Below are 25872 nucleotides of genomic sequence, written 5' to 3' on the forward strand. Positions count from 1 at the left end.
AATATGACTTCATTTATTTTAGCTTTATTTTCAACAAGAAACAAGTTAAGGATCAGCTCCTTATACCAAGTTATCACAGGAAAACGAACGAGTTCGGTATTGATTTATAGTTTTTTAAACCATTTATTATTTATACATGGTAGTTTTCCTAAAATGAATCAAGAAGAATTTACACGTATCATTGACCAATTAGTTGACCAAAAGTTCCTTATTCAGCTAGAAGATGGCGTGATGATCACTCATTTAGGTGAAAAAGCTTTAGCAGAAGAAATAATTGATCTAGAAGGGCTCCATTATGATCGTTATGGAAGAACCGCTGAGAATTGTTGGCGGTTGATCAAGTTTGCTGTTCAAGTTGTCTCTCATCTGGTAAATAATAAAAAGGAATACTTACCGATTGAAACTAGTCCCTATTATACTATCCAAGTAAAAAAATGGTTAGCTGACACACAACTAGATCGACAAACCTTAGCAAAAAAATTAAGCCAAGAACTGAGTGAAATCTTTTCAACGATGACATCTGAATCGGCTAACTTTCTGGCCAATCAATTTTCAGGTATCCGGTCACCTGGTCTATTAACTTATCAATTAACAGAAATAACCAATGAAGTGCAACGTGAATTGTATGAAGCAAAGCAAGTACACCTGCTGCTAAAAACAATCGAAGAAAAAAAAGATTCGTTGCTTTTTCAATTGGTTTCACCACTACTTATGCAAAACTTCAATCAAAGTATGTTAACGACGAGAAAATTGATTTTATCTGGATGCTCAATTGATGAAGTAATGAAGATACGTCATTTAAAAAGAGGAACAGTAACCGATCATTTGATCGAATGGCAACTTTATTTAACTGATTTTCCTTATCAAAAAATGATCACCAAGCAGACATTTAAGCGACTAAGTCAACTATCGAACATCAAAGAATGGAATTATCGAGAATTAAATGAAGTCGCACCACTAGATTACGGAGAGTTTCGTTTTTATCAAATTGGTGTATTGAAAGGGGAACTGAAGAATGTCGCTGAAGGATGAACTACAAAAACGTTTTGGATTTACTTCGTTTCGTTCAGGACAAGAAGAAATCATCCAGTCTTTATTGAATGACCAAGATGTCCTCGCAGTGTTACCGACAGGAAATGGAAAAAGTCTATGCTACCAACTGACCGGTTATCTGCGTGAAGGAATGGTTATCATTGTTTCACCTTTGCTTTCATTGATGGAGGATCAGGTGATGCAACTACAGAAACAAGGAGAAAAGCGAGTTGTTGCTTTCAATAGTTTACTATCTAGAACAGAACGATATTATGTGTTAAATCATTTGTCCAATTATAAATTTTTATTTTTAAGTCCAGAAATGTTGACGCAAAAAGATGTGATAGAACAATTACAAAAACAAAAAATTGGGTTATATGTGATCGATGAGGCGCATTGCGTTTCTCAGTGGGGGGTAGATTTCCGTCCGGAATACCAACAACTAGGAGAAATTGCTCAGAAATTAGGCTCTCCAGTAACGCTTGCCTTGACAGCAACCGCTACTACAGCCGTGCAACATGATATTGAAACTGTCTTGTTTCAAGAAGTGCCAGTTCGAATTATCCATTCGGTTAATCGACAAAATATTGCTTTATATGTCAAAAAGACTTCCCAAAAAGAAGCTGATCTAGAGGACCTGATGAAACAAGCAAAAGGCTCGATGATTATTTATTGTGCGACAAAGAAAGAGGTAGAGCGTTTGTATCAGCTATTTCGCTCACGTTTTACTATCGGCTATTATCATGGTGGATTAGAGGCATCACAAAGGCGACAGTTGCAACAACAATTTAGTCAAAATAAACTTCAATTTTTGATTGCGACGAATGCTTTTGGTATGGGCATCGATAAGCCAGATATCCGTTATGTTGTCCATTACGATTTACCAGATAGTTTAGAAAATTATGTTCAAGAAATCGGGCGTGCGGGAAGAGACCAACAGGCGAGTGAAGCGATTCTTTTATACAAAGAAAATGACGAACGCATTCATTATTTTTTTAATCAACTTTCTAGAGAACAACGACAAAGTTTTGAAATTTATCTGCAATATCATAGCAATGAACAAGAACAATTCGATGAGATTCAACAAAAATGGTTAGAAATAATTGCACAAACGAGCAATCCGCAAGAGTGGTTAAATCGGCTAAAACGTCAAGAAAAAGAAAAGGAATATCGACTACAACAAATGCTTCATTATGTCAATGCAAAGACTTGTCGAAGAGCGCTGATTCTTGAATACTTTGGGGAGAAACTGATAAAAAAACCAGAAAAATGTTGTGATATTGATGGAGCAGTCCTTACGAGTCAGGAAAATAGAGAAGTCAGCCCATCTGTAGAGCTAAAACAGTGGCAAGATATTTTACTAAATTTATTTTAAAAAAACATTGGATAGAAAATTTATAAGACAATCGCGTTCTGGCTATGGTATAATATTCACGATAGAAATTAGGAGGTTAATAAGGTGAGCAGAAAAGATAGACATCATTCATCAGAAAATAATGAAACACAAGAGCCATGGGAACAACCGATTTATGACACTGAAGACGAAGTTTCTTCAAGAAGTTCTCAACGACAACAAAAGAAAGGCAACACGCTATTTTTGTCTCTCTTCTTAGTATTATTAGTATTGTGTATTGCAATTCCAGCGGGAGCTTACTTCTGGATTAGAAATGGTTCTTCCAATGCTTCAAGTGCGTCATCAACTACAACAACATCTTCTGTAGTAGAAAGTACGACGTCATCAGAAGTATCATCAACAAAAGAATCAAGTACGGAACCAGAAAGTACTACTCAGACGGAATCAGTAGTAGCAAGTACACCACAAAGTACTACTGTACCAGAGGAAACAACGCCTTCGACAACGTCTACTTACCAACAAGAAACACAACCAACGAGCACGGTAGAAGAAGCGACAACACCATCCTCTTCGGCTGCTGCAGATGGATCAACAGTGACTGTTCAACCAGGTGACGGACCTAAACAAGTAGCTGAACGTGCCGGGATCACTATTGATCAATTATTTGCATTAAATGGTTTAGATCCAAATAATTATATGATTTATCCTGGACAACAATTAAAAGTTAAATAATCTTAGCCGCGATCTGCGGCTTTTTTTTTGAAAAGGGAGTTATAGCATGACACAAATCAGTATTGCAATAGATGGACCTGCTTCGTCAGGTAAAAGTACTGTTGCAAAAATTTTGGCAAAAGAATACAACTATATTTATACCGATACAGGCGCCATGTATCGTGCCATTACGTATCTAGCGATAAAACATCAAGTACCTTTTGGAGATGAAGAGCAACTCGTAAAGCTGATCCAAGCCTATCCAATCTCTTTTATCCAAGAGACAGACGGTCAACACGTTTTGGTGGCAGACCAAGATGTAACTACAGAAATTCGTCAGCCAGATGTGACCAAGGCAGTTTCTGAAGTTTCTGCTCATCAAAAAGTACGTGAAGCACTGGTTTCGATCCAACGTAAAATTGGTGAACATGGTGGGGTTGTAATGGACGGACGAGATATTGGTACTTCTGTTTTACCTCAGGCAGAAGTGAAAATATTTTTAGTAGCAAGTGTAACAGAACGGGCACAAAGACGCTATAAAGAAAATATTGAAAAAGGGATACCAACAGAGTTGGAAACTCTTACGAAGGAAATCCAAGAGAGAGATCATTATGATTCTACAAGAAAAGTATCCCCTTTAAGACAAGCGGATGATGCCATTCGAATCGACACTACTGGAAAATCGATTACGGAAGTTGTCCAATCCATCAAAAAAGTGGTCACAGAAAAAGGCTATCTTTTGTAAAAAGGGAAAAACTCAGGATTTTTAGGGTAAACCAAACGAAATCGCTTTATTTTTTTTTAATAATCAATTAAACTAAAATTAGTACCGTTGTTACGGCAGAATGTTGGTTAGGAGGACAAATGTTATGACAGAATTTGAACAAAATCAAACAGAAAACAGTCAATCAATGGAAGATGCAATGAATAGCGTCCAAGAAGTAAACGTTGGAGACGTTGTATCCGGCGAAGTTTTAGTAATCGAAGATAAACAAGTTGTGGTAGGGATCGAAGGTGCCGGAGTTGAAGGCGTCGTTCCTGCTAAAGAATTGTCTACTTCACCTGTTGAAGATATCAACGAGGTAGTAAAAGTAGGAGATACTCTAGAACTTGTAGTTATCAGTACTATCGGAAAAGATAAAGAAAACGGTAGCTATTTGCTTTCAAAACGCCGTTTGGATGCCAAAAAAGTTTGGGAAGATATCGAAAAAGATTTCCAAGCAGGTAATATCATCGAAGCACCTGTGACGAATGTCGTAAAAGGCGGCTTAGTCGTTGATGTAGGTGTTCGTGGTTTTGTACCAGCTTCAATGGTGGAAGATCATTTTGTTGCTGATTTTTCAGAATACAAAGGTCAAACATTGGCGTTCAAGATCGTTGAGATCGAACCTTCAGAAAACCGTTTAATTCTTTCACACAAAGCAGTTGTGGAAACGGAAAAAGAAGAAAAGAAAAAAGAAATTCTAGCCAATATTCACGAGGGAGACGTTATCGACGGACGAGTAGCTCGTATTACTGATTTTGGTGCTTTCGTTGATTTAGGTGGAATTGATGGATTGGTCCATGTTTCTGAGATCTCACATAGCCATGTGGCGAAGCCTAGTGATGCTTTAGCAGTTGGGGATGAAGTAAAAGTAAAAGTTCTTTCGATTAATCCTGAACAAGAACGTGTTTCTCTTTCAATTAAAGACACGTTGCCTGGGCCTTGGACTGATATTGAAGAAAAAGCCACTGTTGGTTCAGTTTTAGATGGAAAAGTGAAACGTTTGACAAGCTTTGGTGCATTTGTAGAAGTATTCCCAGGGGTAGAAGGTCTGGTTCATATTTCTCAAATCTCTCACAAGCACATCGCTACACCTCATGAAGTACTTCATGAAGGGGATGAAGTGCAAGTAAAAGTTTTAGAAGTACATCCTGAAGAACATCGTATTGCCCTTAGCATCAAGGCTTTAGAAGAAAAACCAGCATCGGAAGAAGAACCAAAAGATGTTGAAACCTATGAATTACCAGAAGAAAATACTGGTTTCACAATGGGTGATCTTTTAGGTGATGCTTTGAAAGAAGAAGTCGAAGAAACGACTACTGATGATTCAGAAAAATAAAATTTTTGAGTGTTCATTTTAAAAAGACTGAAATGAGACAAAAAGATCAATCAATGTTTACAACATTGATTGATCTTTTTCTGTTATTATCATTAGAACTAGTTAAACTCACAAATCGAGTGAAAGATAAAACCAACTGCTGTGAGAAGGGTTAAGGAATACCTAATAAAGTACATCGTTTAGACCATACCCAATGGCTGTGCAAATGCCATATTGTATTCACAATTGGAGATATTAGATAGATGATTTGCTTAAACTATTTATCAGAGCTGGAGATTTCTGTCAAACTACTATCAAAACTCTATCATTGTTTAATTAGAAGCTATTTTTTGGGCTAGCCCTAAACAACCGATAATTCCAGCTTGATCTCCTAATTTTGGAAAAACAATATATTCTTCTATTTTCGGATGAGCAACATAATTCTGATTAAGTTTTGAAAATTCACGATGAATTTTCTCTTGTAAGTGTACTTGTTTCATTACACCGCCACCTAGAATGATAATATCCGGTGAAAACATCATTGTAGTATTATGAATGCATTGGGCAATGTAAAAAGCTTCCATGTCCCAAAAAGGATGATCTTCCTTTAAATCTTGACCTTTAATTCCTATTCTCTTTTCGATAGCAGGTCCTGCTGCCATACCTTCTAAACAATTTTGATGATAAGGGCAGTTACCCTTAAAGTGATCGTCAGGGTGATTACGTACAATCATATGCCCCATTTCCGGATGACTGAATCCCTCGATAAATCTTCCATTTTGCAGTGCACCACCACCTATACCTGTGCCAACTGTATAATAAACAACTAATGAATGGCCTTGACCATGTCCAGCTATATATTCTCCATAAGCTGCAGCATTGACATCAGTTGTCCAATAAAAAGGAATTTTCTCAAAATTTCTTTTTAGATAACCAATAAAATCAAAATTTCTCCACGGTATTTTAGGTGTTGAGGTTATATATCCATATGTTTTCGATTCAGGATGGATATCAATAGGTCCGAAAGAACCAACAGCAATGCTGGACAATTCTGTTTCATATTTTTTGAAAAAAGAAACAACTTGTGGCATTGTTTCTCCTGGATTCAAAGTTTCAAAACTCACTCTCTCAATAACCTCTAATTGTGCATTACCAACTGCACAGACAAATTTTGTTCCTCCTGCTTCAATTGCACCGTATAGCATAAAACATTTCTCCTTATAGTTAAAGATGATTTCATGGGCAGTTATGCATTTAACCAATTTATTGTTCAGATTTTTAAAGAATTTAACTCGTTTATTTGTTATTTTCTTTTGAAAAATCCCTATTATTCCAGTTAATACATACATCAGATCGCGCATTGCCCTTTAAATTATCCGTTTATTGATGTTTTGGTTAGAAAGAATAATCAGTACTATTGACTATTCCATTATTCAACTTCAAGTAAATCAGTAGTAGCGGTAACTGTTCCTTTAATAAGTGGTGTCACTTTTGAATAATCTGCGGTATTTGTCACAATAACCATTGTTGTATCATCAAGTCCTGCTTCTTTAATTAGCGTACGATCAAACGTTCCAAGGATATCTCCTTTTTTTACTTTTTGATTAGCAGTAACTTTTTGTATAAATCCTTTACCGCCCATCGATACGGTGTCAATACCAATATGAATCAGTATTTCAGCGCCATCATTCGATTTAAGACCGTAAGCATGTCCAGTCTCAAATGTAACTTGAATAGTACCATCTACTGGAGAATAAACAGTGTCCCCAGTTGGTTTAATCGCAATACCTTTTCCCATAGTCTCTGAAGAAAATACTGGATCATTTACTGAATCAAGTCCAATCACTTCACCTGCAAGGGGACTAACGATTGTTTCTGAAGAATGATTTGTTTTAGTAGGTTCTCCAGAAGTAACTGTGGATTGTTGGGTGTTTTCTGAATGATTCGTCACTGTTTGATCCGTAAGAGCTTCTGCTGCAAAGATGCCTGAAGCTTTTGTTTTTCCATAAAAGTAAGTAATTGCAAAAGCAATCGCAAAGCTAATTAATTCACATAGTAAATAAAATGGGATAGAGGTTGCATTAATTGAAAGAAATCCAAGAAAACCTGCTGAACCAAGTGATACAGCAACTACTTTCAGTAGCCCTGCTACTGCAGCGGCAACTCCCGAACCAATTAAAGCACAGAAAAATGGGAAACGATATTTTAAATTGACACCAAACAGAGCTGGTTCAGTAATTCCAAGAAGAGCTGATACCCCTGCAGAGGAAGCAAGACTTTTTGTTTTAGCATTTTTAGTCAAGAACCAGATAGCAAATGTTGCAGCACCTTGGGCAACGTTCGCCATAGAAGCAACTACAAATATAAAGTCTCCATGTCCAATACCATTAGTCCATGCTGAAAGTAACTGCGTTTCAATTGAAGGAAATGATTGATGAAGACCTGTCATAACGATTAACGAGTAAGTTCCACCAAAAATACCCATTCCAATAAATCCGGTTGCATTATATAGCCAAACGATCGCATCTGTAATCCCGTTAGAAAGCAATAACATGACAGGGCCGATGACTGTGAAGGTTAGAAATCCGGTAATGATTACAGATAATAAGGGGGTAAATGTAAAGTCAACGGATGATGGAAGTTTTTTGTGAAAAAACTTTTCCAGTATTGATAATAGCCAAACAGCTGCTAACACAGGAATGACTTGATAAGCATAGTTAGTTTGTGAGACATGATAACCAAAAATATTCCAATATTCCATAGAACCACCAAGTTGTGGTGTTGTCATAATCATTCCAATTGCAGCACCAAGGAACTGATTGGCTCCAAAACGTTTAGCAGCGGAAATACCAACTAGAATAGGCAAAAACATAAATGGTGCAGCGGACATCAGTTGGATCATTGAGGAAATACCTTCAATCGCAGGATACATTTCTTCAATTGATTTTGGTCCAAAAAGTCCAGCAGCTGTTAAAAAGTTTTGTAATGCCATTAATAAACCACCTGCAACAAGGGCAGGTATAATTGGAACAAAAATATCTGATAATAATTTAATTAATGCCATAATGGGGTTGAATTTTTTATCTTTACTAGCAATTTGTTTTAAATCATCTGTTGAAATTTCTGAAAGTCCAGTTTTTTTGATAAGTTCGTCATAAACGAAATTAACATCACCTGCACCGATAATCACTTGATATTGCCCATCAATTTTAAATGTGCCTTTCACATCTGGATTTTCGTCTAAAGCTTTTTGATTCACTTTCGTGTCATCTTTTAGTACGAGACGAAGACGTGTAGCGCAGTGTGCAGCTGCAATAAGGTTATCTTTTCCGACCGCTTGTATTACGTCGGAAGCTACTTTACTGTAATTCATTCGAATCACTCCTTTTTTATTTTTACGTGAAAACGGTTCACTGAAATGCAAATTTATTTTAGCATATCTTAAAAATATGTCAAACGTTTGTCATATAATTTATTTTTTTAAATGAAATGATTGATTTTTCAACGGAAAACGTTTACCATACTAGTTGTAAAAAGATAAATTGAAGGAGTAAAATATGAACTTACCTCGAGAAATACGATATCGTGCTTATTCTGATTGGACTAAAGATGAGATGGATAAAGTTAAGGATAATGTAAAACGATCACCTTGGCGTGCTAGCTATCATATCGAACCTAAAACAGGATTGTTAAACGATCCTAATGGTTTTTCTTTTTTTAACGGAAAATATACGCTTTTTTATCAAAATTGGCCATTTGGAGCTGCTCATGGGTTGAAAGAATGGGTACACACTGAATCAGATGATTTAGTTCATTTTCATGTAACAGGAGCAGAACTTCTTCCAGACACAAAACGAGATAGCCACGGCGCTTATTCCGGTTCTGCATATGAAATAGAGGGGAATCTATTCTTACTCTATACAGGAAACGTTCGAAATGAAAATTGGGAACGTGATACACTTCAAATCGGAGCATGGATGGATAAAGACTACAACATTACGAAAGGTGAGAATGTTCTTATTCATCCACCTGCTGATGTAACTGATCATTTTCGTGATCCACAAATGTTTAATTATGAAGGACAATTGTATGCGATTGTTGGAGCACAAAATTTAGAAAAATCAGGCTTTATCAAACTTTACAAAGCGGATGACAATAACGTGGAAACATGGGAGGAAGTTGGCAACCTTGATTTTGGCGGCACTGGTTCAGAATACATGATTGAGTGTCCAAATCTAGTATTTGTAGACAAAAAACCTGTTCTCATTTATTGTCCTCAAGGGTTGGATAAATCTGAGCTAAATTATGGAAATATCTACCCAAATACTTTTAAGATCTGTCAATCGCTTGACATAGAAAAAGTAAAACTTGTGGGCGCTTCAGAAATTCAAAATCTTGATTATGGATTTGAAGCGTATGCGACTCAAGGATTCAATACTCCTGATGGTCGTGCTCTGATTGTCAGTTGGATTGGACTACCTGATATCGATTATCCAACTGATAAGTATGATTATCAGGGAGCAATGAGTCTTGTAAAAGAACTTTCAATAAAAGATGGTAAACTTTACCAATATCCAGTAGAAGCTATTACATCATTACGTGCTAGTTCTGAACAATTTACAGCAAAAGCAGAAACAAATAATACTTATGAGCTTGAACTAACTTTTCCTCCAAATCAGAAATCGGAGTTACTTCTTTTCTCTGATAGTAAAGGAAATGGACTTAGCTTGATTGTAGATACCAAAGAAGGAAAAATTATTTTAGATCGCAGCAAAGCAGGCATTCAATATGCCACTGACTTTGGTACGATTCGTGAATGCTCAATTGATACTAAAGAAACAATTGCTAACATTTTTGTAGATAATTCAATCATTGAGATTTTTATTAATAAAGGAGAAAAAGTATTTACTAGTCGCGTATTCCCTGAGAAACACCAAAATGGTATTCAACTTAAATCAGGTGAACCGACTGGAAAATACTTTGAATTAAAATATTAATATGGTAGCAAAATTATCTGATGTCGCTGAACTAGCTGGAGTTAGCCCAACTACCGTTTCACGTGTCATTAACAATAAGGGATATCTATCGGAAAAAACAAAACAAAAAGTTCATGAAGCTATGAAAACTCTTGGTTACAAACCTAATAATCTAGCACGTGGGCTTCAAGGAAAGTCACCCCAACTTATTGGGCTTATTTTTCCTAATATCAGTAATATCTTTTACTCTGAACTGATTGAGTATTTGGAAATCGAATTATTCAAACATGGCTATAAAACAATTATTTGCAATAGTCAGAACGATCCTGCTAAAGAGCGGGAATACATTGAAATGCTTGAAGCGAATCAAGTTGATGGGATTATCTCATCTAGTCATAATCTTGGAATTGCTGATTATGAGCGTGTGGGAGCACCTATTGTCGCTTTTGATAGAAACTTAGCTCCCAATGTTTCCATTGTTTCTTCAGACAACTTTGAAGGTGGAAAACTGGCTGCTAAAACGTTACAAAAAAATGGTTGTCAAAATAGTATTATGATTACAGGAAATGACAATACGGATTCTCCAACAGGGTTACGTGCGCTTGGTTTTTCTTTTCAAAATCCAAATGGTAAAGTTTTCAAAATTCCTAATAATCTCTCTACGATTCGTCGAGAAATGGAAATCAAGTCGACGATCCTAAGTCACAAACCAGATGGTATTTTTGTTTCTGATGATCTAACAGCCATTCTTACTATGAAAATTGCTCATCAGCTTAAACTTAATATCCCAGAAGATCTAAAAATTATTGGCTATGATGGAACATCTTTTGTTGAGAAATTTTTCCCACAATTGACCACAATCAGACAACCAATTGATGAAATCGCAAGTTTGATTGTTGATGTTCTTCTGAAAAAAATGAAGAATGAAAAGACAAGCAAGGATTACATTTTGCCAATCTCATTACTTCCTGGAGGGAGCATTTAACGTCAAATTCTTTTCTTGATGTTTATCACATTCGTTCAAAAAAATTTGGAGCTGATCGCTTCTTTCATGACCTTATCCACATGGTTCAAGAAGTTGCTTTGACAAAAAATTGCCGAAGAATACCAAAAATAGGAGGAACTATTTTTGGATTCTTCGGCTTATTTCTCATAGCTAGATATGGCACAACCTTTCCGACTGTAGATTAATGAAATATGCATGTCCAGTTTTACAAGCTATTTAAAAGAAAAAGGACGTTAATAATTTCTAATAAGCATGGAAATGTTAATTTGAGTTTGAAAATCAACATTTTTGGGCATCAGGCTATATTGTAGGCACAGTGGGACTAATGAAGTGACCATAAGAAAATACAGGCTAGAATAAGGAATTAGGATATTGCGCTAGATAAACTGAGAGTTTGAGAATATGAAGATCGTGGAAAGAATGAGAGTGAAGAAAAGAGCTTTCACATATCATGAAACAATAAAAAGAGTAGAAAATGAAAACGAGAGAAACAAATTATGCTATAATCAAATGTCACTGATCGATTTTAAGTTCAGTAGTGTGTGAATATTTAGGCTAACGCTCATCTAGCGGTTCTGAATATGGTTTTTAGGGTTATTTGAACAATGTAGTTCTTTAACCAAAGAAACAAGAATAAAAGATGGTTTCCTAGGGTTCAATATTCACTTTGATGTTTTATGAAAAAAAGTTGTCCAATGAATAAATACTTGCGTAATTTTAGCGAACAATGCTTGAAAGTTCGCAAAGCTTTCGTTACACTAAGTAAGATTGGAAACTTGTGAGGAGGAAAAAATATGGCAAATCCAACAATTGCAATCGTTGGCCGCCCGAACGTCGGTAAGTCTACGATTTTTAACCGCATCGCTGGCGAGCGTATCTCGATTGTCGAAGATACTCCAGGAGTAACTCGCGATCGTATTTATGCTAAAGGCGAATGGTTAGGTCGAGAATTCAGTGTGATCGATACAGGTGGGATTGATTTAGGTGACGAACCATTCATGGATCAAATCAAGCATCAAGCAGAAATCGCGATTGAAGAAGCAGATGTCATCATCTGTGTTGTCAGCGGACGTGAAGGAGTCACCGATGCAGATGAAGTAGTAGCAAAAATTTTATACCGTAGTAATAAACCTGTGATTTTAGCAGTTAACAAAGTGGATAATCCCGAAATGCGAAATGATATTTACGAATTTTATTCATTAGGATTGGGTGATCCATATCCAGTGTCAGGGAGTCACGGTTTAGGGATCGGTGACGTATTAGATGAAGCAATTAAGCACTTTTCAAATGATGGGGAAGAAGAAGAGGATGATACGATCAAATTTAGTTTGATCGGCCGCCCAAATGTTGGGAAATCTTCATTGATTAATGCGATTCTAGGAGAAGAACGAGTGATCGTTTCGGATATAGAAGGAACAACTAGAGATGCTATCGATACTCACTTTGTATCTGATAACGGTCAGAAATTTTTAATGATCGATACTGCAGGAATGCGTAAGCGTGGAAAAGTATATGAAAATACCGAAAAATACAGTGTGATGCGTGCGATGCGTGCCATTGACCGTTCCGACATCGTTTTGATGGTTTTGAATGCTGAAGAAGGAATCCGTGAGCAAGACAAACGGGTAGCTGGATACGCTCATGAAGCAGGACGTGGTGTGATCATCGTGGTAAACAAATGGGATCTTGTCAAAAAAGAAACCAATACGATGCGTGATTTTGAGCAAGAAATTCGTGAAGAATTTCGTTATTTAGATTATGCGCCAATCGTCTTCGTATCAGCAGTCACAAAACAACGTTTAGAACGTTTACCTGAAATGATCGAAGAAGTAAGTATGAATCAAAACTTGCGTGTGCCGTCTGCTGTCTTGAATGATATCATCATGGATGCAGTAGCGATCAACCCGACTCCAACAGATAAAGGGAAGCGTTTGAAGATTTTCTATGCTACGCAAGTGGCTGTAAAATCACCAACCTTCGTCGTTTTTGTTAACGAAGAAGAGTTGATGCATTTTTCTTATGAACGTTTCTTAGAAAATCAAATTCGTAAAGCATTTACTTTCGAAGGAACTTCGATCCGAATCATTCCAAGAAGACGAAAATAGGCATTTTACCACATCGGCAGATTTTTTTCAAAAAAAATAGATGGTTTTGTTTATTACGTTTTTATGACTAAAAAAAGCACGTGAAAAATGGTAAAAACCTTGCTATTAAGCGGTTTATATGATATCGTGATAACAGAATATTGAACTAGATCAATATTTCTTTTAAACTTCTGGACCACTCAGAATGTTTTTAACTAAACTGATGTTTTACATCATATCTCTTGTGGAGGAGGTGAATCTATCCATGGCAAACAAAGCAGAATTAATCGAAAAAGTTGCTTCAGCTACTGACTTAACTAAAAAAGATGCAACTGCAGCAGTCGATGCTGTATTTTCAACTATTCAAGATGCTTTAGCTAACGGCGAAAAAGTTCAATTAATCGGTTTTGGTAACTTTGAAGTTCGCGAACGTGCTGCACGTAAAGGACGTAATCCACAAACTGGTGAAGAAATCGAAATCCCAGCTAGCAAAGTACCTGCATTCAAACCAGGTAAAGCATTAAAAGACGCTGTTAAATAATACGGCTGAATAAACGCCTGTGGCTCTAGAGCTACAGGCGTTTTTCTTATGTCGAAATATGAAAAAGGGGCAAAAAAGGGGCAATAATAATCAGAGCCCATCTTTTTCTAAGTCTTCTAAAATGTTAACTCGCATGCTCTTTGTAACGTGAGTGTAAATTTGATTTGTGATTTTAGAGTCTTCATGTCCAACTCTATCCATGATTGCTTTTAATGGGTATCCTTTTTCTGCCAACCACGAAACGTGCGTGTGGCGAAAAATATGAGATGATAAATTTTTATGGGCTAAATCAACACGTTCGCCGGCTTTCTTCAAAGCCAGGTTGAAAGAATTGTTTTGTACAGGAACCCCGTTCTTCGTTACAAATAGATAGTTGAGATTTTCGAACTTGTCGTTTTCCATAGAATCCCAAGTTACTTCTTCAATTGTCCGTTTAACCAAACAAAGAGTTCTGTTTGTTATATCAAGATTTCTGTATGATGCGTTTGTTTTAACAGATCCTTTGATCCCTCTTCGATATTCTCCAGAACGATCAATTGATCCGTTTACGAAAGCTTGACTATTTTCAAAATCAAAATCTTTCGCTTGCATTTCTATTGCTTCTCCGATGTGTGTGCCCGTCAAAAACATAAATTCAGCAAGTCGACCTAAACGATACGTTGAAGGTTTTCGATACAATTCTTTTATCAATTTCTCAGCAATAAGCGATAATTTTCTAAAATAGGAGAAGCTATTTCAAAAAATCTTTTCTTATTGTCATTGAAGCTCCGATGCTTTCACAACCTTACTTTAAACAATAATAAAAAATCTGAGGCAGAATACGGTTCATTCTGTCCCAGATTTTTTAATACAAAACTTATCAGTCATTATTGACGAAAAGCTATTTTTTCAAACTATCTTAATGAATAAGATAGTCGTTATTTTTACAACCTCTTATTTATTCAAAGTTGCTTGCTTCACTCATTGCCTCATTTTTCTATCTGGCTGTTTAGAAAAAATCTTTTGCTCATCGGTTATTGCGTGCGTTTGTTTTTACTGAAAAATTTGCATCGTTTGCTCATATAGTAAGCAATGATGATAACCACTGTTAATATTCGGATATAAATAGCTGATCTGAATAGTTTACCTGGTTTATATCCTACAATAATTTCATTTGTACCAATCTTTGGAGAAATTCTTAGAGCGCCTATTGAAGTCAGTGAATATTGTGCTTCACTTCTAGATTTTCCATTGATTATGAGAGAACTATTGTGGTAAATGATTACTGGTAAAGTTATTTTATTTGTATCTTTAGCAGTGAAAGTTAGATGTATATTCCCTTGTTTGTCAATTGATCTTTTAAGAGGGATAGAATTGTGTAAAACGTCCTCTTTATAAGCTTTGTAAGGATCTTCCAATTGTCCACCACTAGCAGGTAAATAGTCAGCCATCGGTTTTCTGTGTATTTGTAAAGCAGCAGATAGATCAGCATTGCCTCCAAATAGGTGACGAATATTACTTGCATTACTTTCTAAGGTTTCAGCAGCACTGGTGTCTTTAGAAAGTGGGGCATCACTATTCCAGATAGCTGCTGTATCCGAAATTAAAGCATAGCCACCTGTTAAATTTAACAATGAAAAAGTCAGTAATAGTGGCACACTGATTTTTAAAACTGATTGTTTCTCTAAAGTTACAAAGGCTTTTTGAATGGTAAAACCGAACCCTAGTATTAATAAGATACATGCGATGCAACCCAGTCTTTGTGGAAATTGCATTTTTCGAACAAATGTAAAATAATTGCCGATATCATTCCAAGGAATGTATTTAGAAGAGACAAGTAAAAAGAATGCTCCGACTAAGTTGATTGTTTTTTCCAACACACTGAGTTTATTAAAGTGGACGATAGTAAACACAAGTTGAAAAACAAATATCATAGAAAGGATTAGTCCAAAGTTTGTCCAGCCAATTGAACCAAACGAAAGTGAAGTACTATTCGATAATAGATCAGTTACTGCGTATGGTGGAATCAAGGTATCATTGGACAAATCCAGAAAAGCAGTAAACGTATTGAAAGAAAGACCGATAGCGATCACCACTGCTAGTAGAGCCTGTTTGATTATTACTAGTTTTTTGTTCGAGTGAAGAAAACCTACAAGGAAAAAGGGAATCAAAGCGGCTACGGCTAGTAATGTTGAAAACATATGGACAGATAGCAATAATGAAATGGTTCCTCCTAGCACCACAGGTTGGATTGGGCTTTCCTGATTTCTTATCATTCTAACAGCTGGAATAAAAATAAGAGGTAAAAAGGCAGCACCCCAACCAGAAAAATTTTGGGCAAGAGTGTAGTAAAAAATGGTAGGTGTACCCATGTATAAAATAGCCATCCCCGTAGCAATTTTTTGCTCTAAATGGCAGTACCGTCCAAGGAAATACATCGATGTACCGGCAGTTAAGTAACACAGAAAAGTAGATACAAGTTGGAATCTGAACCAAGTTTTAAAAATTAAAAGTAACAGTCCATGTAAATAGGCAAAGTCGGTTCCATAAAGGGCATTGATGACTCTTCCCGATTGGCTAAAACCGTAGATGGATTGGAAATAATTAAACGTGCCATTTTTTAATTGCATAGCCGTGTCATAGAAACGGTTCATATGAAATACCCAGTCATTTGAAACAATGAGTGCATGTTTATAAATTTGAGGTGAAACCATAAAAAAAGCACATAGGGAGATAATTAAAATTGCTGTAACTGATTTTTTATTTATTTTTGACAAAACTTATCCCTCATTTTTGATGAAATTTAGTTGAATAAAATTGCTTAATCCATTTCTCCGTTTTATAAAATGAAAAGCAAAGTCCTATATAATCTTTTACTTCGTATTACAGTATACCATGCCCGATTTATTACACAAGAATTCTTTAAATAGGTACTCCTAAATGTAGGTGAATTACGAAGTTTTTCTATATTCTCCCAAGAATTTACCCTATTCTTTTCCGATTTTACTTACTAATGGTAAAATAAAGAAAAGGAGGGGTGCTTATGGAAATCGACTATCAAGGACAAGAAGAACAAACAAAAATCTATTATGGGGAAACGTTGGTCAGCCAACTGAAAACAATAACGATTGATCAGCCTGTTTTATTTTTGACGAACCAACGGTATTACGATTTGTTTGTTGAGAAAATCAACCAACAGTTTCCTAACCCAAGTGAGATTGATTGGTATATCTGTGCCAATACTCAATGTAATCACTTAACAGAACTAAGTAATCTTGTGACATTTGCAAAACGATATCCTGAAAACCAATCCTTACTTATAATTGGGTTTGGGAATGAGGGAATCATGGATTTAGCAGGTTTTTTCCAGAAGCATACCTCACTTGCATCAACATTATGGCTAATACCGGTATCGATTCGTTCAATGGCCCGGGCATTAACTCCTCAACGAAATATTTTACAATTGCCAAATCAAGTCGTCTTGCGAACGACCAACCTTCCAGAACGAATTGTTTACGATCAAACAATCAGTGAAAAACAAGGAGAAGGGAAACAAATAGATTTTTTGACTTTGATAACATGTGGTTTAGTTTGTGATTATCATTTTTTACAAAATCTCTATAAAAACTATCCGCAACCAAGGCAGTTATCTCAGCGGGCTTTTACGGGGATGCTGGAAGAAATGATTAGTTTTTACCAAGTAGATGCGGAAAATCTCTCAAATTATGGTAAACTATTTGAACAAGCTTTTTACCTAACAGAAAATGGTCATTTGTTATCAGCTAGTATGAAAAAACTATTAGGAATGCTTTTTCATCTTACTTGGAATGTAGGACTAGCGGATATGTCCTTTCAATTGAAAAATTTTTTTATCTGGTTGAAACATCTGGGTTATCCTATCGATTGGCCAGAACAATTATCAAAAATTGATTATTTAGAAAATGTCTTACTTCTAGCGGAAAAAAGCAAAAAAATTCTTGTTTTGAAAAAAATTGGTATAATAGAGAAATATCAATCGCCAAAGGAACAAGAATTAATACAAACAATGAAATCTTATGACGAGATTATTAGTGAGATTAGAGGGATTTAAATGAATACAAATAGTGAAAAAATGTTACAAGCATTGTCAGAGGAAGATTTGGCGCAAGCTCAGTTATATCTGACACAAGCTTTGAAAGAAGATCCGGCCGATGTTTTGGCTGAATTAGGGGAAGAACTCTTAGCGATTGGTTTTTTAGAAGAAGCAAAGCAAATTTTTGAACAGTTAGTGAAACAGTACCCCGAAAATGATGAGTTGTTCATTCCATTGGCGGAAATTGCGATTGAAGATAATGAAATCGATCAAGCATTTGAATATCTGGAAAACATTTCAAAAGAAAGTGACTACTATCCTCAAGCTTTATTAGCAATTGCTGATTTATATCAAGTAATCGGTATTCCTGAAGTCAGTGAAGCGAAATTAAAGGAAGCAGCTGCGTTGTTGCCTGATGAACCATTGATCCAATTTGCTTTAGCCGAACTTTACTTTTCAGTCGATCGTTTTGCTGAAGCTGCAACGATCTATCAACTATTATTATCAAGTAATATTGATGAGATTTCTGGTATCTCTATGCAGGAACGTTTAGGACAATCTCTAAGCATGCAAGGAGAGTTCGAAGCAGCAATCGAACCATTGGAACAAGCATTGCAGGAAGAACGGACAGATGATCGCTTATTCCAGTTAGCTTTCACCAATCTGCAGCTAAAAGAAAATGAAAAAGCGATCAATTATTTACAAGAATTGAGAGAAGTAAATCCCCAATATCAATCTCTTTATCTTTATTTAGGTCAAGCATTGCAAGAAGAAGAATTGATTGAAGAAGCGCAGAAAGTTCTTGAAGATGGGATCAAAGAAAATCCTTATCAAGTAGAACTCTATCACTTAGCTTCTGAAAATGCGTATCGCCTACATGACAAAGAAAAAGCAGAAAAACTATTATTAAATGCGTTGGAATTAGGTGAAAAACAAGACGAAACATTATTAACATTAAGTAATTTGTATTTAGATGAAGAACGTTACGAAGATGTAATCAAGAGTATCGAGCAAATGGAAGAAACTGCAAATCCATATGCGGAATGGAATTTAGCCCATGCCTATAATGAATTAGAGGACTTCACGCTAGCAGCTGTTCATTATGAACAAGCGTATCACGAATTGGAGCATGAACCTGATTTTCTAAAAGAATACGCCTTATTCTTACGAGAAGAAGGACAATTGACAAAAACAAAAGATCTACTTACTCATTATTTAGAATTGGAACCTGGAGATTTGGAGGCATTGTCAGTATTAGACGACCTAGCAGAGAGGTGAGTAAAATGCTAATAGATGTAAAGGAAAAAAAGAATTTCTTAACTTGGATGGTCAATCATGTTTCATTTAGTCGCAGAGAGGTTTTTTGGATTTTGAATTACTTGGCTAATCATGAAGCAATCTTAAGTAATGTTCATTTTGTTGAAGGAGCGAATCAAGCAAATCGGGGATTACAAATCAGTGACCTTTCTTTCGATGGAGAACCAATGAAATTATTTCTCGAGGGGAAAGAGTTTACCGATACTGATCAAATTTTTCATGAAATTCGATTAAATTGGAAAAGACCGCTATATGTAGAATGCCTTTTTGAAAATGCTTGGCAGACAAAAGAGTATTTAATGGTTTTAGAAGAGAACCCCTTTGCATCTTGGAACGACTCTATTAGTGAAGAAGATCTTGAACTAGTCGAGCAATATCTCAAAGAGAAAGAACAAGCAGCCCATCTCAAAATGCTTTACTTACAGATTGATCAAGCGCTTGAAAAAGGGGATAAAGATGCTTTCCTGGAATTGTCCGATGAAGTTAATCGTGAAATATTAAGCAAGAACCAAGTAAAAGGCGAACATGCAGGAAAGAATCCTAACTAAGGATACTTTTATCTAACCGTTTATTCGTTTTTAAAGATACTAAAAGAGAATGAGGCAAGTTGATATGCTCCCCCTATATAGGACACTGAAATATAAAAGTCCTGTATAGGGGGATTTTGTATGCCAAAAAGAAAGATGAAACTCACTCCAGAAAAACGAGTAGAACTAGTAGAGAGCTATATTCGCTTAAATAACTTAGACTGTGGTTTAAGATAAGTGAATCCTTCTCCTTCGACCTCATGGACATTGATGATCGATAGAAAGGCTTTTTCATCGATTTCATGGACGATTCGTTTCACTTCATTCAATTCACTCGAACTAACCACCATATAGATAATTTTTTTAGAATGACCAGAAAACCCACCTTCACCACTTAAAAAAGTAACGCCGCGTTCTAATCCAGTCATCAACAGTGGGGCAATTTCTTCATTTTTGTTTGAGACGACTAAAATCCCTTTAGCTGAGTAACCGCCATCTAAGATTGAATCAATGACACGGCTGAAAACATAAGAAACAATTAACGTATACATCATGCGTTTCAAGTCAATGTAAGTCAATGAAGCCAACAAAACGATAACATCTAATACCAGTAAAGATCGACCCATTGAGATCCCATAATTCTTTTCTAATATACGAGCAATGATATCACTTCCACCGGTAGTTCCACCCATCCGATAGACCAGACCACTTCCAGTTCCGGCAATTAAGCCAGCCAATAATGAAACGATCAGTAAGTCATGTTGAAGATTGATTTGTAAAGGAACACGTTGCCAAATCCATAAAAATGCAGACAACGAAACTGTTCCTAAGACGGTATAAGCGAGTGAACGTTTTCCTAAAATTTTTCCCCCAATCAAAATCAAAGGTATATTGATCAAAAGTGTAGAGTAGGCAGGATCAATCCCAAAAAGTGCGCGTAAGATCAAAGTGATCCCTGAAACGCCACCTTCTGCTAAATGATTCGCAATATTTAAATAAACGAGTCCAAACGCATAAATACTTGTACCAACCATAATCATTACGACTTCTTTAACTGTTTTCATTGAGATCATCAAACCACTCCTTCGATAAACCGACTAATATTTTCGCAATATTTCATTCTTTTTACATCACATTACTCAATGTAGCACGTAATCTTTATTTTCTCAATCGCTCTTGCCTAGGATTTGGACGTAGTTTTTGGTAAGATAAATAGGAAAGGTGGAGAAGAAATGACAAAAGAACGTTCTTTAAGAAGTATGCAACAGGAAGTAGATGACTATATCCAACAGTTTAAAGTAGGCTATTTTTCTCCATTAGCTCAAATGGCACGCTTAACAGAAGAAGTCGGGGAGCTGGCTCGAGAAGTCAATCATACATACGGTGAAAAAGCGAAGAAAGAAACGGAGCCCAACAATTCTGTAGCAGAAGAATTAGGGGATGTTTTATTTGTCACTATGATCATGGCAAATTCCCTGGAAATCGATTTAACGGATGTATTTGAAAAAAATATGGAAAAATTTAATCGCAGAGATCACAATCGCTTTGAAAGAAAAGAAGCAAATAAGGATGATAAAAAAGCGTAAGCCATCAAGTTGGAAGAGGGAAAACAATGAAACTAAAACAATTACCAAGAGAATACCAAAAAGCGATTCCTGTCTTGAATAAATTGGAGCAAGCGGGTTTTGAAGCTTATTTTGTCGGGGGAAGTGTCAGAGATATCTTGTTGGATCAACCCATCCATGATGTAGATATCGCAACAAGTGCATTCCCAGAAGAAATCAAACAACTTTTTCCGAAAACCATTGATATCGGCATTGAACATGGCACCGTTTTGGTCTTGGCTGAAGAGGAACAATATGAAATCACGACCTTTCGGACAGAATCGACCTATCAAGATTATCGTCGTCCAGATCATGTCGAATTTGTCCGTTCACTTGAAGAGGATCTAAAAAGACGTGATTTTACGATCAATGCATTTGCATTAAAAGAAGATGGTCAAATCATTGATTTATTTGACGGGTTAGCTGATTTAGAAAACCAGATCCTTCGAGCAGTAGGCGATCCACAGGAACGGTTTCATGAAGATGCTTTGCGTATGATGCGTGGGATTCGATTTGTTAGTCAAATTGGGTTTACACTCGAGCAAGAAACGGCTGCGGCCATTCAGGCCAACCATTCATTATTAGGAAAAATTTCTGTCGAACGGATTAATGTGGAATTCATCAAAATGTTATTAGGGAAAGAGCGTTCTACAGGATTGAGAACATTCGTTGAGACGCAATGTTATATTTATTGTCCAGGTTTAAGAGACTATGGTGAAGCCTTGTTACGTTTTGCCGATTTACCAGATGAACCATTGCAAACTGAAAGTCAGGCGTGGGCATTGTTGATCGATCAGTTAGGACTTCAAGAAAGTGAGATCCGTCCTTTCTTAAAGGAATGGAAATGTTCCAACCAAATGATTCGAGAAGTTCAAATGATCGTTCATGGATTGATTCAACGTAAAAGACAGATGTTGGAACCAATGGTACTCTATTGTTTGGGAAAAGAGAACGCTTTGAAGACAGAAGAACTCATGATTTATTTTGGTGAAACACCTCAACTAGAACAAGTAGCAAAGCGCTATGATCAATTACCGATTACATCCATGCGAGAGTTAGCAATTGATGGGAAGAAACTTCTTAGTGTGAGTGACAAGAAACCAGGGAAATGGGTCAGTGATGCACTTCAAGCTGCAGAAAGAGCAGTGGTAGAGGGAAATTTAGCAAATGAAGCAAGTGCCCTTTTTGATTATCTCCAGCAAAATAACCATTTATAGATTTCGATGAATGTCGAAGTCGCGCTTTAATAGAGATTCTGAAAGAAGCAATCAGCTCTGAGTAATAAGTGAGGAATTTAAAAATTTCTCCTATTTAGAAAATCCTCGCTTATTGCTGGGGAGTTGCTTCCGGATTTTTTTGTCAATAGTGGAACGCTTCTAAAGTTTCACATCTTTGAAAAAACTTTAGATGTGACCTTCACGTGGGATGTGTGCTAAACTAAAAGGGAACCAGAATAAATGACGTCAAAAGGGGATTTTTTTATGAGTAAAGAAATGACAGCGCTAAAATTTTATTTCCGAAACGGCGAAACGTGGACGATCAATCGTCGCCATATTGGTGATTTGTGGATTAAACAAATAACAACGAGTTTTGGACGAATCAATGGTAGTGAATTTATGGAAATCCATCCTTGTGCTGGATTTAAGATCGAAATTTTTCACGAAGGTGATTCCGTAGCAACTCACGACATCAACTTAGGTGGATTAGAGATGGGCATGTTCAACCGCGCATTAAAATATGAAGATATTGAACGGATGGAGATCCTTTATCGCAATGGTACACCTGACCTAGTTTATTTCCCTTATCTTGATAAAGGAACAGAAGGATTGGATAATCAATACCAATCAACTAAAATCAGTGAAAAAACAGGTAATTTATACATCGTGATCAATCCGGATCAACGTGTTGAAGATATCTATGGCGAGTTTTTTGAATAAAACCAAAGTTTAATGGATAGCTGAGAAAGGAGCGGAAATGGTTTCCCAGCTCCTTTTTTGGTGTGTTTTCCGCACTTGATATTTTCTTCCATTTGGAATAGAATGAGTTTCTGAAATTCAAGCAAACTTATTCTTTGAATCCAGCTGAACTTGTCTAATAAAGGGGAATCCTTTTCCTTTTAACGTTCAGTGTTTCATGAAGATCAAGTTTGCATTTAGGAGATCTTAAAAATGAGGAAGAGCTTTGAAGAACAAAAGAAACTGTTGCATGATCGTTATGGTGCGTTTTCAATGGAAGATCGTCGGCAAATCCTTTGTAAGCTGCGAAAGAAAAATATCATCATGTATCGTCAGCTTGAGCGATTGAAACATGATTTGCTACGTTTAGAATCAAAGCGAGTACAGTGTGAATTAGAAGGAAACAATGTACAAGCAGAAGTGGTAGAAAACAAAATATTGAAGAAAAAAGAACAATTTCTAAAGGTACTCGCTCAAAATAAAAAATAAAGGGGACGGACCATGGAATTTGCTGAGTTAGTGATCGTATTTGCTGTAACGATCACCTTATCTAATATAGCTAGCCGCATTTTACCTATGATCCCAGCTCCACTGATCCAAATATTTCTTGGTATCATCTTAGGCTTAACAGAATGGGGCCAATCGATCAACTTTGAACCAGAACTCTTTTTAGTGATGATCATTGCGCCGTTGCTTTTTCGTGAAGGAGAAAAAGCCGATGTATCCTCGATCCTGAAAAACTTTGATACGATTTTATTTCTGGCTTTTGGAGGGGTAATCCTGACATTAGTCGGGGTTGGTTTTACGCTGTCGTTTTTATTACCCAGCGTGCCATTAGCTGCTTGTTTTGCTTTTGGAGCGGCTCTTGGACCAACCGATGCTGTCGCTGTCAGCTCGCTCTCTGGACGGGTGAATATCCCAAATAAAGCGATGCATATTTTAGAAGGCGAAGGATTATTGAATGATGCTTCAGGTGTTACCGCCTTTCAATTTGCATTAGCTGCATTGATCACGGGCTCTTTTTCTGCAGTCAACGCAGGATTTACACTTGTGTTTTCTAGTATAGGAGGAGCCGTCGTTGGCTTTTTACTTGTCTGGGTCAAACGAAAAGTGATTAATCTGATTGAGAAGGCTTCTGCCAGAGATGTGACAGGTTACTTGTTAATTGAATTGCTATTACCGTTTTTAGCGTATGTTTTAGCAGAAGTATTTGATGTTTCAGGGATTATTGCCGCAGTAGTAGCTGGGGTATTGCAAGCTTCGGGATTTAGAAAAATCTCGGTGTTTGATGCGGAGTTATCAAGTTTGTCCGATAGTACATGGACAACAATCACATTTACGCTGAATGCGTTAGTTTTTATCTTTTTAGGAATTGAATTAACCCAAGTATTTTCTCCAGTTTGGGGAGATGGGCTTTATTCAAATTGGTTGCTGTTAATCACTATTTTGTTGATCTCAATGATCTTATTTATGATTCGCTTTGTTTCGATCAGTCTTTTTTATTTATTTAAATATAAAGGAAAAGAATTCAAGGAACAATTGAATGAGATTTTGATTTTAACTTTTGGTGGTGTGAAAGGAACGGTTAGTTTAGCAACGATTTTCATCTTACCTTTTACGATTAACCAAATGATTTTTTATCAGCGCTCTTTATTATTATTTTTGACGGCAGGAGTTATTTTGGTAACACTGATCGTAGGCATTGTGGTTTTACCCCTGTTGACAGAAACGGAAGAGGTAGTGAAAACAGATTTGAATGCTTTAATGATCCTAGAAGAAGTCATTGAAGTATTGAAATCTGAAATCAAAACGTTAGATAAAGATTCAAAAGAATATTTAGCAACTGAAGCAGTGATCGAAAACTATCAAGAGCGTATCCGTGATCTTTATTTAAAAGATCTTTCTGATGATGAAAAGCAAGAAGTACAAGAAATTCAAGCATTGATTTTATCCATCGAACGTGATGGGTTAGACAAAAGTTATCGTTCTGGTAAGCTTTCCTCAAATGGCTATCGTTTTTATTCACGATTTCTTGCTAATTTTGAACACTCTATTACTAGTCAGGTACTGTCGTTTGTCGGCTTCTGGTTTATTTTTGTTCGACGGTTGATTCGGATCATCTTACATCCCAAAATGTTCTGGCAACGACAAAAATCAGATCGAAAGACACTGATTTCCGAAAAAGATATTCAAGAAATTCGGGAAACCTATCAAAAAAACACACAATTGATCATTGAGAGTTTAGAAAACCTAACCGATGTTTATGATGAAACAATGGTCAACTTTTTCATCCAACAACGAAAAATGGAAGGCATCAAAATGGCTTCAGGAAATTTGATCTCCTCTTGGATGATCCAACAAGACAGTCTTTATTCCAAAAAAATGTTGCGTGGCTATTACTTAGAGCGCAAAATCGTTGATGAGTATGAAGAAGCTGAGAAGATCACGACTTTTTCTGCTAATAGTTATCGGAAAAATATTAATTTACTGGAATCCTATACTATGAATAAGCCAGTTGATGATTTTTCATTTAAATTCGCATTGCGGGCAAGAAAACGTTCGCTTCCGGCTAAAAAAGTTGAGTAAGTGCTCAGCGTGATCAAATCTGGGTTAGAATGAACCTCATTCTGTCT

The 25872-nt window shown here is 36.3% G+C and carries 22 protein-coding genes; 17 read left to right on the forward strand and 5 right to left on the reverse strand.

Annotated elements, in window-relative coordinates:
- Positions 1-3 precede the first annotated feature (3 nt).
- From IGL28_RS04925 to rpsA, 5 genes are all read left to right on the forward strand, one after another.
- Positions 4-1032 carry a helix-turn-helix domain-containing protein gene (locus IGL28_RS04925; protein WP_081128713.1) on the forward strand — a complete coding sequence of 343 codons (1029 nt, stop codon included), beginning with the start codon at positions 4-6 and terminating at the stop codon, positions 1030-1032.
- Positions 1016-2407 carry a RecQ family ATP-dependent DNA helicase gene (locus tag IGL28_RS04930; protein ID WP_034700267.1) on the forward strand — a complete coding sequence of 464 codons (1392 nt, stop codon included), beginning with the start codon at positions 1016-1018 and terminating at the stop codon, positions 2405-2407. The genes IGL28_RS04925 and IGL28_RS04930 overlap by 17 nt, the downstream gene beginning before the upstream one ends.
- Positions 2408-2491: 84 nt before the next feature.
- A complete protein-coding gene (locus IGL28_RS04935) occupies positions 2492-3118 on the forward strand; it encodes an SAG1386/EF1546 family surface-associated protein (protein WP_010719570.1) in 627 nt (208 codons plus the stop codon).
- Positions 3119-3164: 46 nt separating this feature from the next.
- A complete protein-coding gene (gene cmk, locus IGL28_RS04940) occupies positions 3165-3842 on the forward strand; it encodes a (d)CMP kinase (RefSeq protein ID WP_010719569.1) in 678 nt (225 codons plus the stop codon).
- Between the two features lie 124 nt (positions 3843-3966).
- Positions 3967-5199, forward strand: a complete 1233-nt coding sequence (rpsA, locus tag IGL28_RS04945) for a 30S ribosomal protein S1 (protein ID WP_010719568.1) — start codon at positions 3967-3969, stop codon at positions 5197-5199.
- A gap of 311 nt (positions 5200-5510) precedes the next feature.
- Here rpsA and IGL28_RS04950 read toward each other — a convergent pair whose 3' ends face one another.
- Both IGL28_RS04950 and IGL28_RS04955 read right to left on the reverse strand, forming a co-directional pair.
- A complete protein-coding gene (locus IGL28_RS04950; protein ID WP_010737353.1) occupies positions 5511-6383 on the reverse strand; it encodes an ROK family protein in 873 nt (290 codons plus the stop codon).
- 224 nt (positions 6384-6607) lie between these two features.
- Complete coding sequence (locus IGL28_RS04955) at positions 6608-8551, reverse strand: sucrose-specific PTS transporter subunit IIBC (RefSeq protein ID WP_438843905.1); 1944 nt, start codon at positions 8549-8551, stop codon at positions 6608-6610.
- A gap of 184 nt (positions 8552-8735) precedes the next feature.
- On the opposite strand from IGL28_RS04955, the gene IGL28_RS04960 reads away from it, so the two are divergent.
- The 4 genes from IGL28_RS04960 (at position 8736) to IGL28_RS04975 (ending at position 13785) form a co-directional block, all read left to right on the forward strand.
- Positions 8736-10175, forward strand: a complete 1440-nt coding sequence (locus IGL28_RS04960) for a sucrose-6-phosphate hydrolase (protein ID WP_081128709.1) — start codon at positions 8736-8738, stop codon at positions 10173-10175.
- A gap of 1 nt (position 10176) precedes the next feature.
- Positions 10177-11139: a LacI family DNA-binding transcriptional regulator gene (locus IGL28_RS04965; protein ID WP_010737356.1), complete on the forward strand. Its 963-nt coding sequence runs from the start codon at positions 10177-10179 to the stop codon at positions 11137-11139.
- An 815-nt stretch (positions 11140-11954) separates the two neighbouring features.
- Positions 11955-13265 (forward strand): ribosome biogenesis GTPase Der, encoded by a 1311-nt coding sequence (gene der, locus IGL28_RS04970; protein WP_438843906.1) that lies wholly within the window; start codon positions 11955-11957, stop codon positions 13263-13265.
- 244 nt (positions 13266-13509) lie between these two features.
- The gene (locus tag IGL28_RS04975; RefSeq protein ID WP_002290178.1) at positions 13510-13785 is read left to right on the forward strand and encodes an HU family DNA-binding protein; all 276 of its coding nucleotides are present in this window, start codon (positions 13510-13512) and stop codon (positions 13783-13785) included.
- A 90-nt stretch (positions 13786-13875) separates the two neighbouring features.
- On the opposite strand, the gene IGL28_RS04980 is transcribed toward IGL28_RS04975, so the two are convergent.
- A complete protein-coding gene (locus IGL28_RS04980) occupies positions 13876-14475 on the reverse strand; it encodes a site-specific integrase (protein WP_269474846.1) in 600 nt (199 codons plus the stop codon).
- Between the two features lie 323 nt (positions 14476-14798).
- On the reverse strand, positions 14799-16541 hold the full coding sequence (locus IGL28_RS04985; protein WP_438843907.1) for a hypothetical protein: 1743 nt from the start codon (positions 16539-16541) through the stop codon (positions 14799-14801).
- Between the two features lie 266 nt (positions 16542-16807).
- On the opposite strand from IGL28_RS04985, the gene IGL28_RS04990 reads away from it, so the two are divergent.
- The 3 genes from IGL28_RS04990 to IGL28_RS05000 are packed head-to-tail and all read left to right on the forward strand — an operon-like array spanning position 16808 to position 19701.
- Complete coding sequence (locus IGL28_RS04990) at positions 16808-17854, forward strand: hypothetical protein (protein ID WP_010737358.1); 1047 nt, start codon at positions 16808-16810, stop codon at positions 17852-17854.
- Positions 17855-19114: a tetratricopeptide repeat protein gene (locus IGL28_RS04995; protein WP_010719560.1), complete on the forward strand. Its 1260-nt coding sequence runs from the start codon at positions 17855-17857 to the stop codon at positions 19112-19114.
- Between the two features lie 5 nt (positions 19115-19119).
- Positions 19120-19701 (forward strand): ReoY family proteolytic degradation factor, encoded by a 582-nt coding sequence (locus IGL28_RS05000; RefSeq protein WP_010719559.1) that lies wholly within the window; start codon positions 19120-19122, stop codon positions 19699-19701.
- A 176-nt stretch (positions 19702-19877) separates the two neighbouring features.
- On the opposite strand, the gene IGL28_RS05005 is transcribed toward IGL28_RS05000, so the two are convergent.
- Complete coding sequence (locus IGL28_RS05005) at positions 19878-20753, reverse strand: YitT family protein (protein WP_010719557.1); 876 nt, start codon at positions 20751-20753, stop codon at positions 19878-19880.
- A 159-nt stretch (positions 20754-20912) separates the two neighbouring features.
- Here IGL28_RS05005 and IGL28_RS05010 point away from each other — a divergent pair, with 159 nt between their 5' ends.
- From IGL28_RS05010 to IGL28_RS05030, 5 genes are all read left to right on the forward strand, one after another.
- Positions 20913-21266, forward strand: coding sequence for a nucleotide pyrophosphohydrolase (locus IGL28_RS05010; RefSeq protein WP_010719556.1), 354 nt, complete (start codon positions 20913-20915; stop codon positions 21264-21266).
- Positions 21267-21292: 26 nt separating this feature from the next.
- Positions 21293-22501 (forward strand): CCA tRNA nucleotidyltransferase, encoded by a 1209-nt coding sequence (locus tag IGL28_RS05015; RefSeq protein WP_010719555.1) that lies wholly within the window; start codon positions 21293-21295, stop codon positions 22499-22501.
- A gap of 264 nt (positions 22502-22765) precedes the next feature.
- Positions 22766-23221, forward strand: a complete 456-nt coding sequence (locus IGL28_RS05020) for a hypothetical protein (protein WP_010751262.1) — start codon at positions 22766-22768, stop codon at positions 23219-23221.
- Between the two features lie 231 nt (positions 23222-23452).
- A complete protein-coding gene (locus IGL28_RS05025; protein ID WP_010719553.1) occupies positions 23453-23728 on the forward strand; it encodes a hypothetical protein in 276 nt (91 codons plus the stop codon).
- A 12-nt stretch (positions 23729-23740) separates the two neighbouring features.
- Positions 23741-25825 carry a cation:proton antiporter gene (locus IGL28_RS05030; protein ID WP_010719552.1) on the forward strand — a complete coding sequence of 695 codons (2085 nt, stop codon included), beginning with the start codon at positions 23741-23743 and terminating at the stop codon, positions 25823-25825.
- Positions 25826-25872 lie beyond the last annotated feature (47 nt).

Source organism: Enterococcus sp. AZ077 (assembly GCF_051714965.1).
In the GTDB taxonomy this organism is placed as follows: domain Bacteria; phylum Bacillota; class Bacilli; order Lactobacillales; family Enterococcaceae; genus Enterococcus_B; species Enterococcus_B hirae.

Bases quoted from the DNA above. Each gene is read 5' to 3' on its own strand.
- der (WP_438843906.1), top strand. From the start codon at position 11,955: ATGGCAAATCCAACAATTGCAATCGTTGGCCGCCCGAACGTCGGTAAG.
- rpsA (WP_010719568.1), top strand. From the start codon at position 3,967: ATGACAGAATTTGAACAAAATCAAACAGAAAACAGTCAATCAATGGAA.
- IGL28_RS05030 (WP_010719552.1), top strand. From the start codon at position 23,741: ATGGAATTTGCTGAGTTAGTGATCGTATTTGCTGTAACGATCACCTTA.
- IGL28_RS05000 (WP_010719559.1), top strand. From the start codon at position 19,120: ATGCTAATAGATGTAAAGGAAAAAAAGAATTTCTTAACTTGGATGGTC.
- IGL28_RS04965 (WP_010737356.1), top strand. From the start codon at position 10,177: ATGGTAGCAAAATTATCTGATGTCGCTGAACTAGCTGGAGTTAGCCCA.
- IGL28_RS04960 (WP_081128709.1), top strand. From the start codon at position 8,736: ATGAACTTACCTCGAGAAATACGATATCGTGCTTATTCTGATTGGACT.
- IGL28_RS04950 (WP_010737353.1), bottom strand. From the start codon at position 6,383: ATGCTATACGGTGCAATTGAAGCAGGAGGAACAAAATTTGTCTGTGCA.
- IGL28_RS04930 (WP_034700267.1), top strand. From the start codon at position 1,016: ATGTCGCTGAAGGATGAACTACAAAAACGTTTTGGATTTACTTCGTTT.
- cmk (WP_010719569.1), top strand. From the start codon at position 3,165: ATGACACAAATCAGTATTGCAATAGATGGACCTGCTTCGTCAGGTAAA.
- IGL28_RS05005 (WP_010719557.1), bottom strand. From the start codon at position 20,753: ATGATCTCAATGAAAACAGTTAAAGAAGTCGTAATGATTATGGTTGGT.
- IGL28_RS05015 (WP_010719555.1), top strand. From the start codon at position 21,293: ATGAAACTAAAACAATTACCAAGAGAATACCAAAAAGCGATTCCTGTC.
- IGL28_RS04925 (WP_081128713.1), top strand. From the start codon at position 4: ATGACTTCATTTATTTTAGCTTTATTTTCAACAAGAAACAAGTTAAGG.
- IGL28_RS04990 (WP_010737358.1), top strand. From the start codon at position 16,808: ATGGAAATCGACTATCAAGGACAAGAAGAACAAACAAAAATCTATTAT.
- IGL28_RS05025 (WP_010719553.1), top strand. From the start codon at position 23,453: ATGAGGAAGAGCTTTGAAGAACAAAAGAAACTGTTGCATGATCGTTAT.
- IGL28_RS04955 (WP_438843905.1), bottom strand. From the start codon at position 8,551: ATGAATTACAGTAAAGTAGCTTCCGACGTAATACAAGCGGTCGGAAAA.
- IGL28_RS05020 (WP_010751262.1), top strand. From the start codon at position 22,766: ATGAGTAAAGAAATGACAGCGCTAAAATTTTATTTCCGAAACGGCGAA.
- IGL28_RS04995 (WP_010719560.1), top strand. From the start codon at position 17,855: ATGAATACAAATAGTGAAAAAATGTTACAAGCATTGTCAGAGGAAGAT.
- IGL28_RS05010 (WP_010719556.1), top strand. From the start codon at position 20,913: ATGACAAAAGAACGTTCTTTAAGAAGTATGCAACAGGAAGTAGATGAC.
- IGL28_RS04975 (WP_002290178.1), top strand. From the start codon at position 13,510: ATGGCAAACAAAGCAGAATTAATCGAAAAAGTTGCTTCAGCTACTGAC.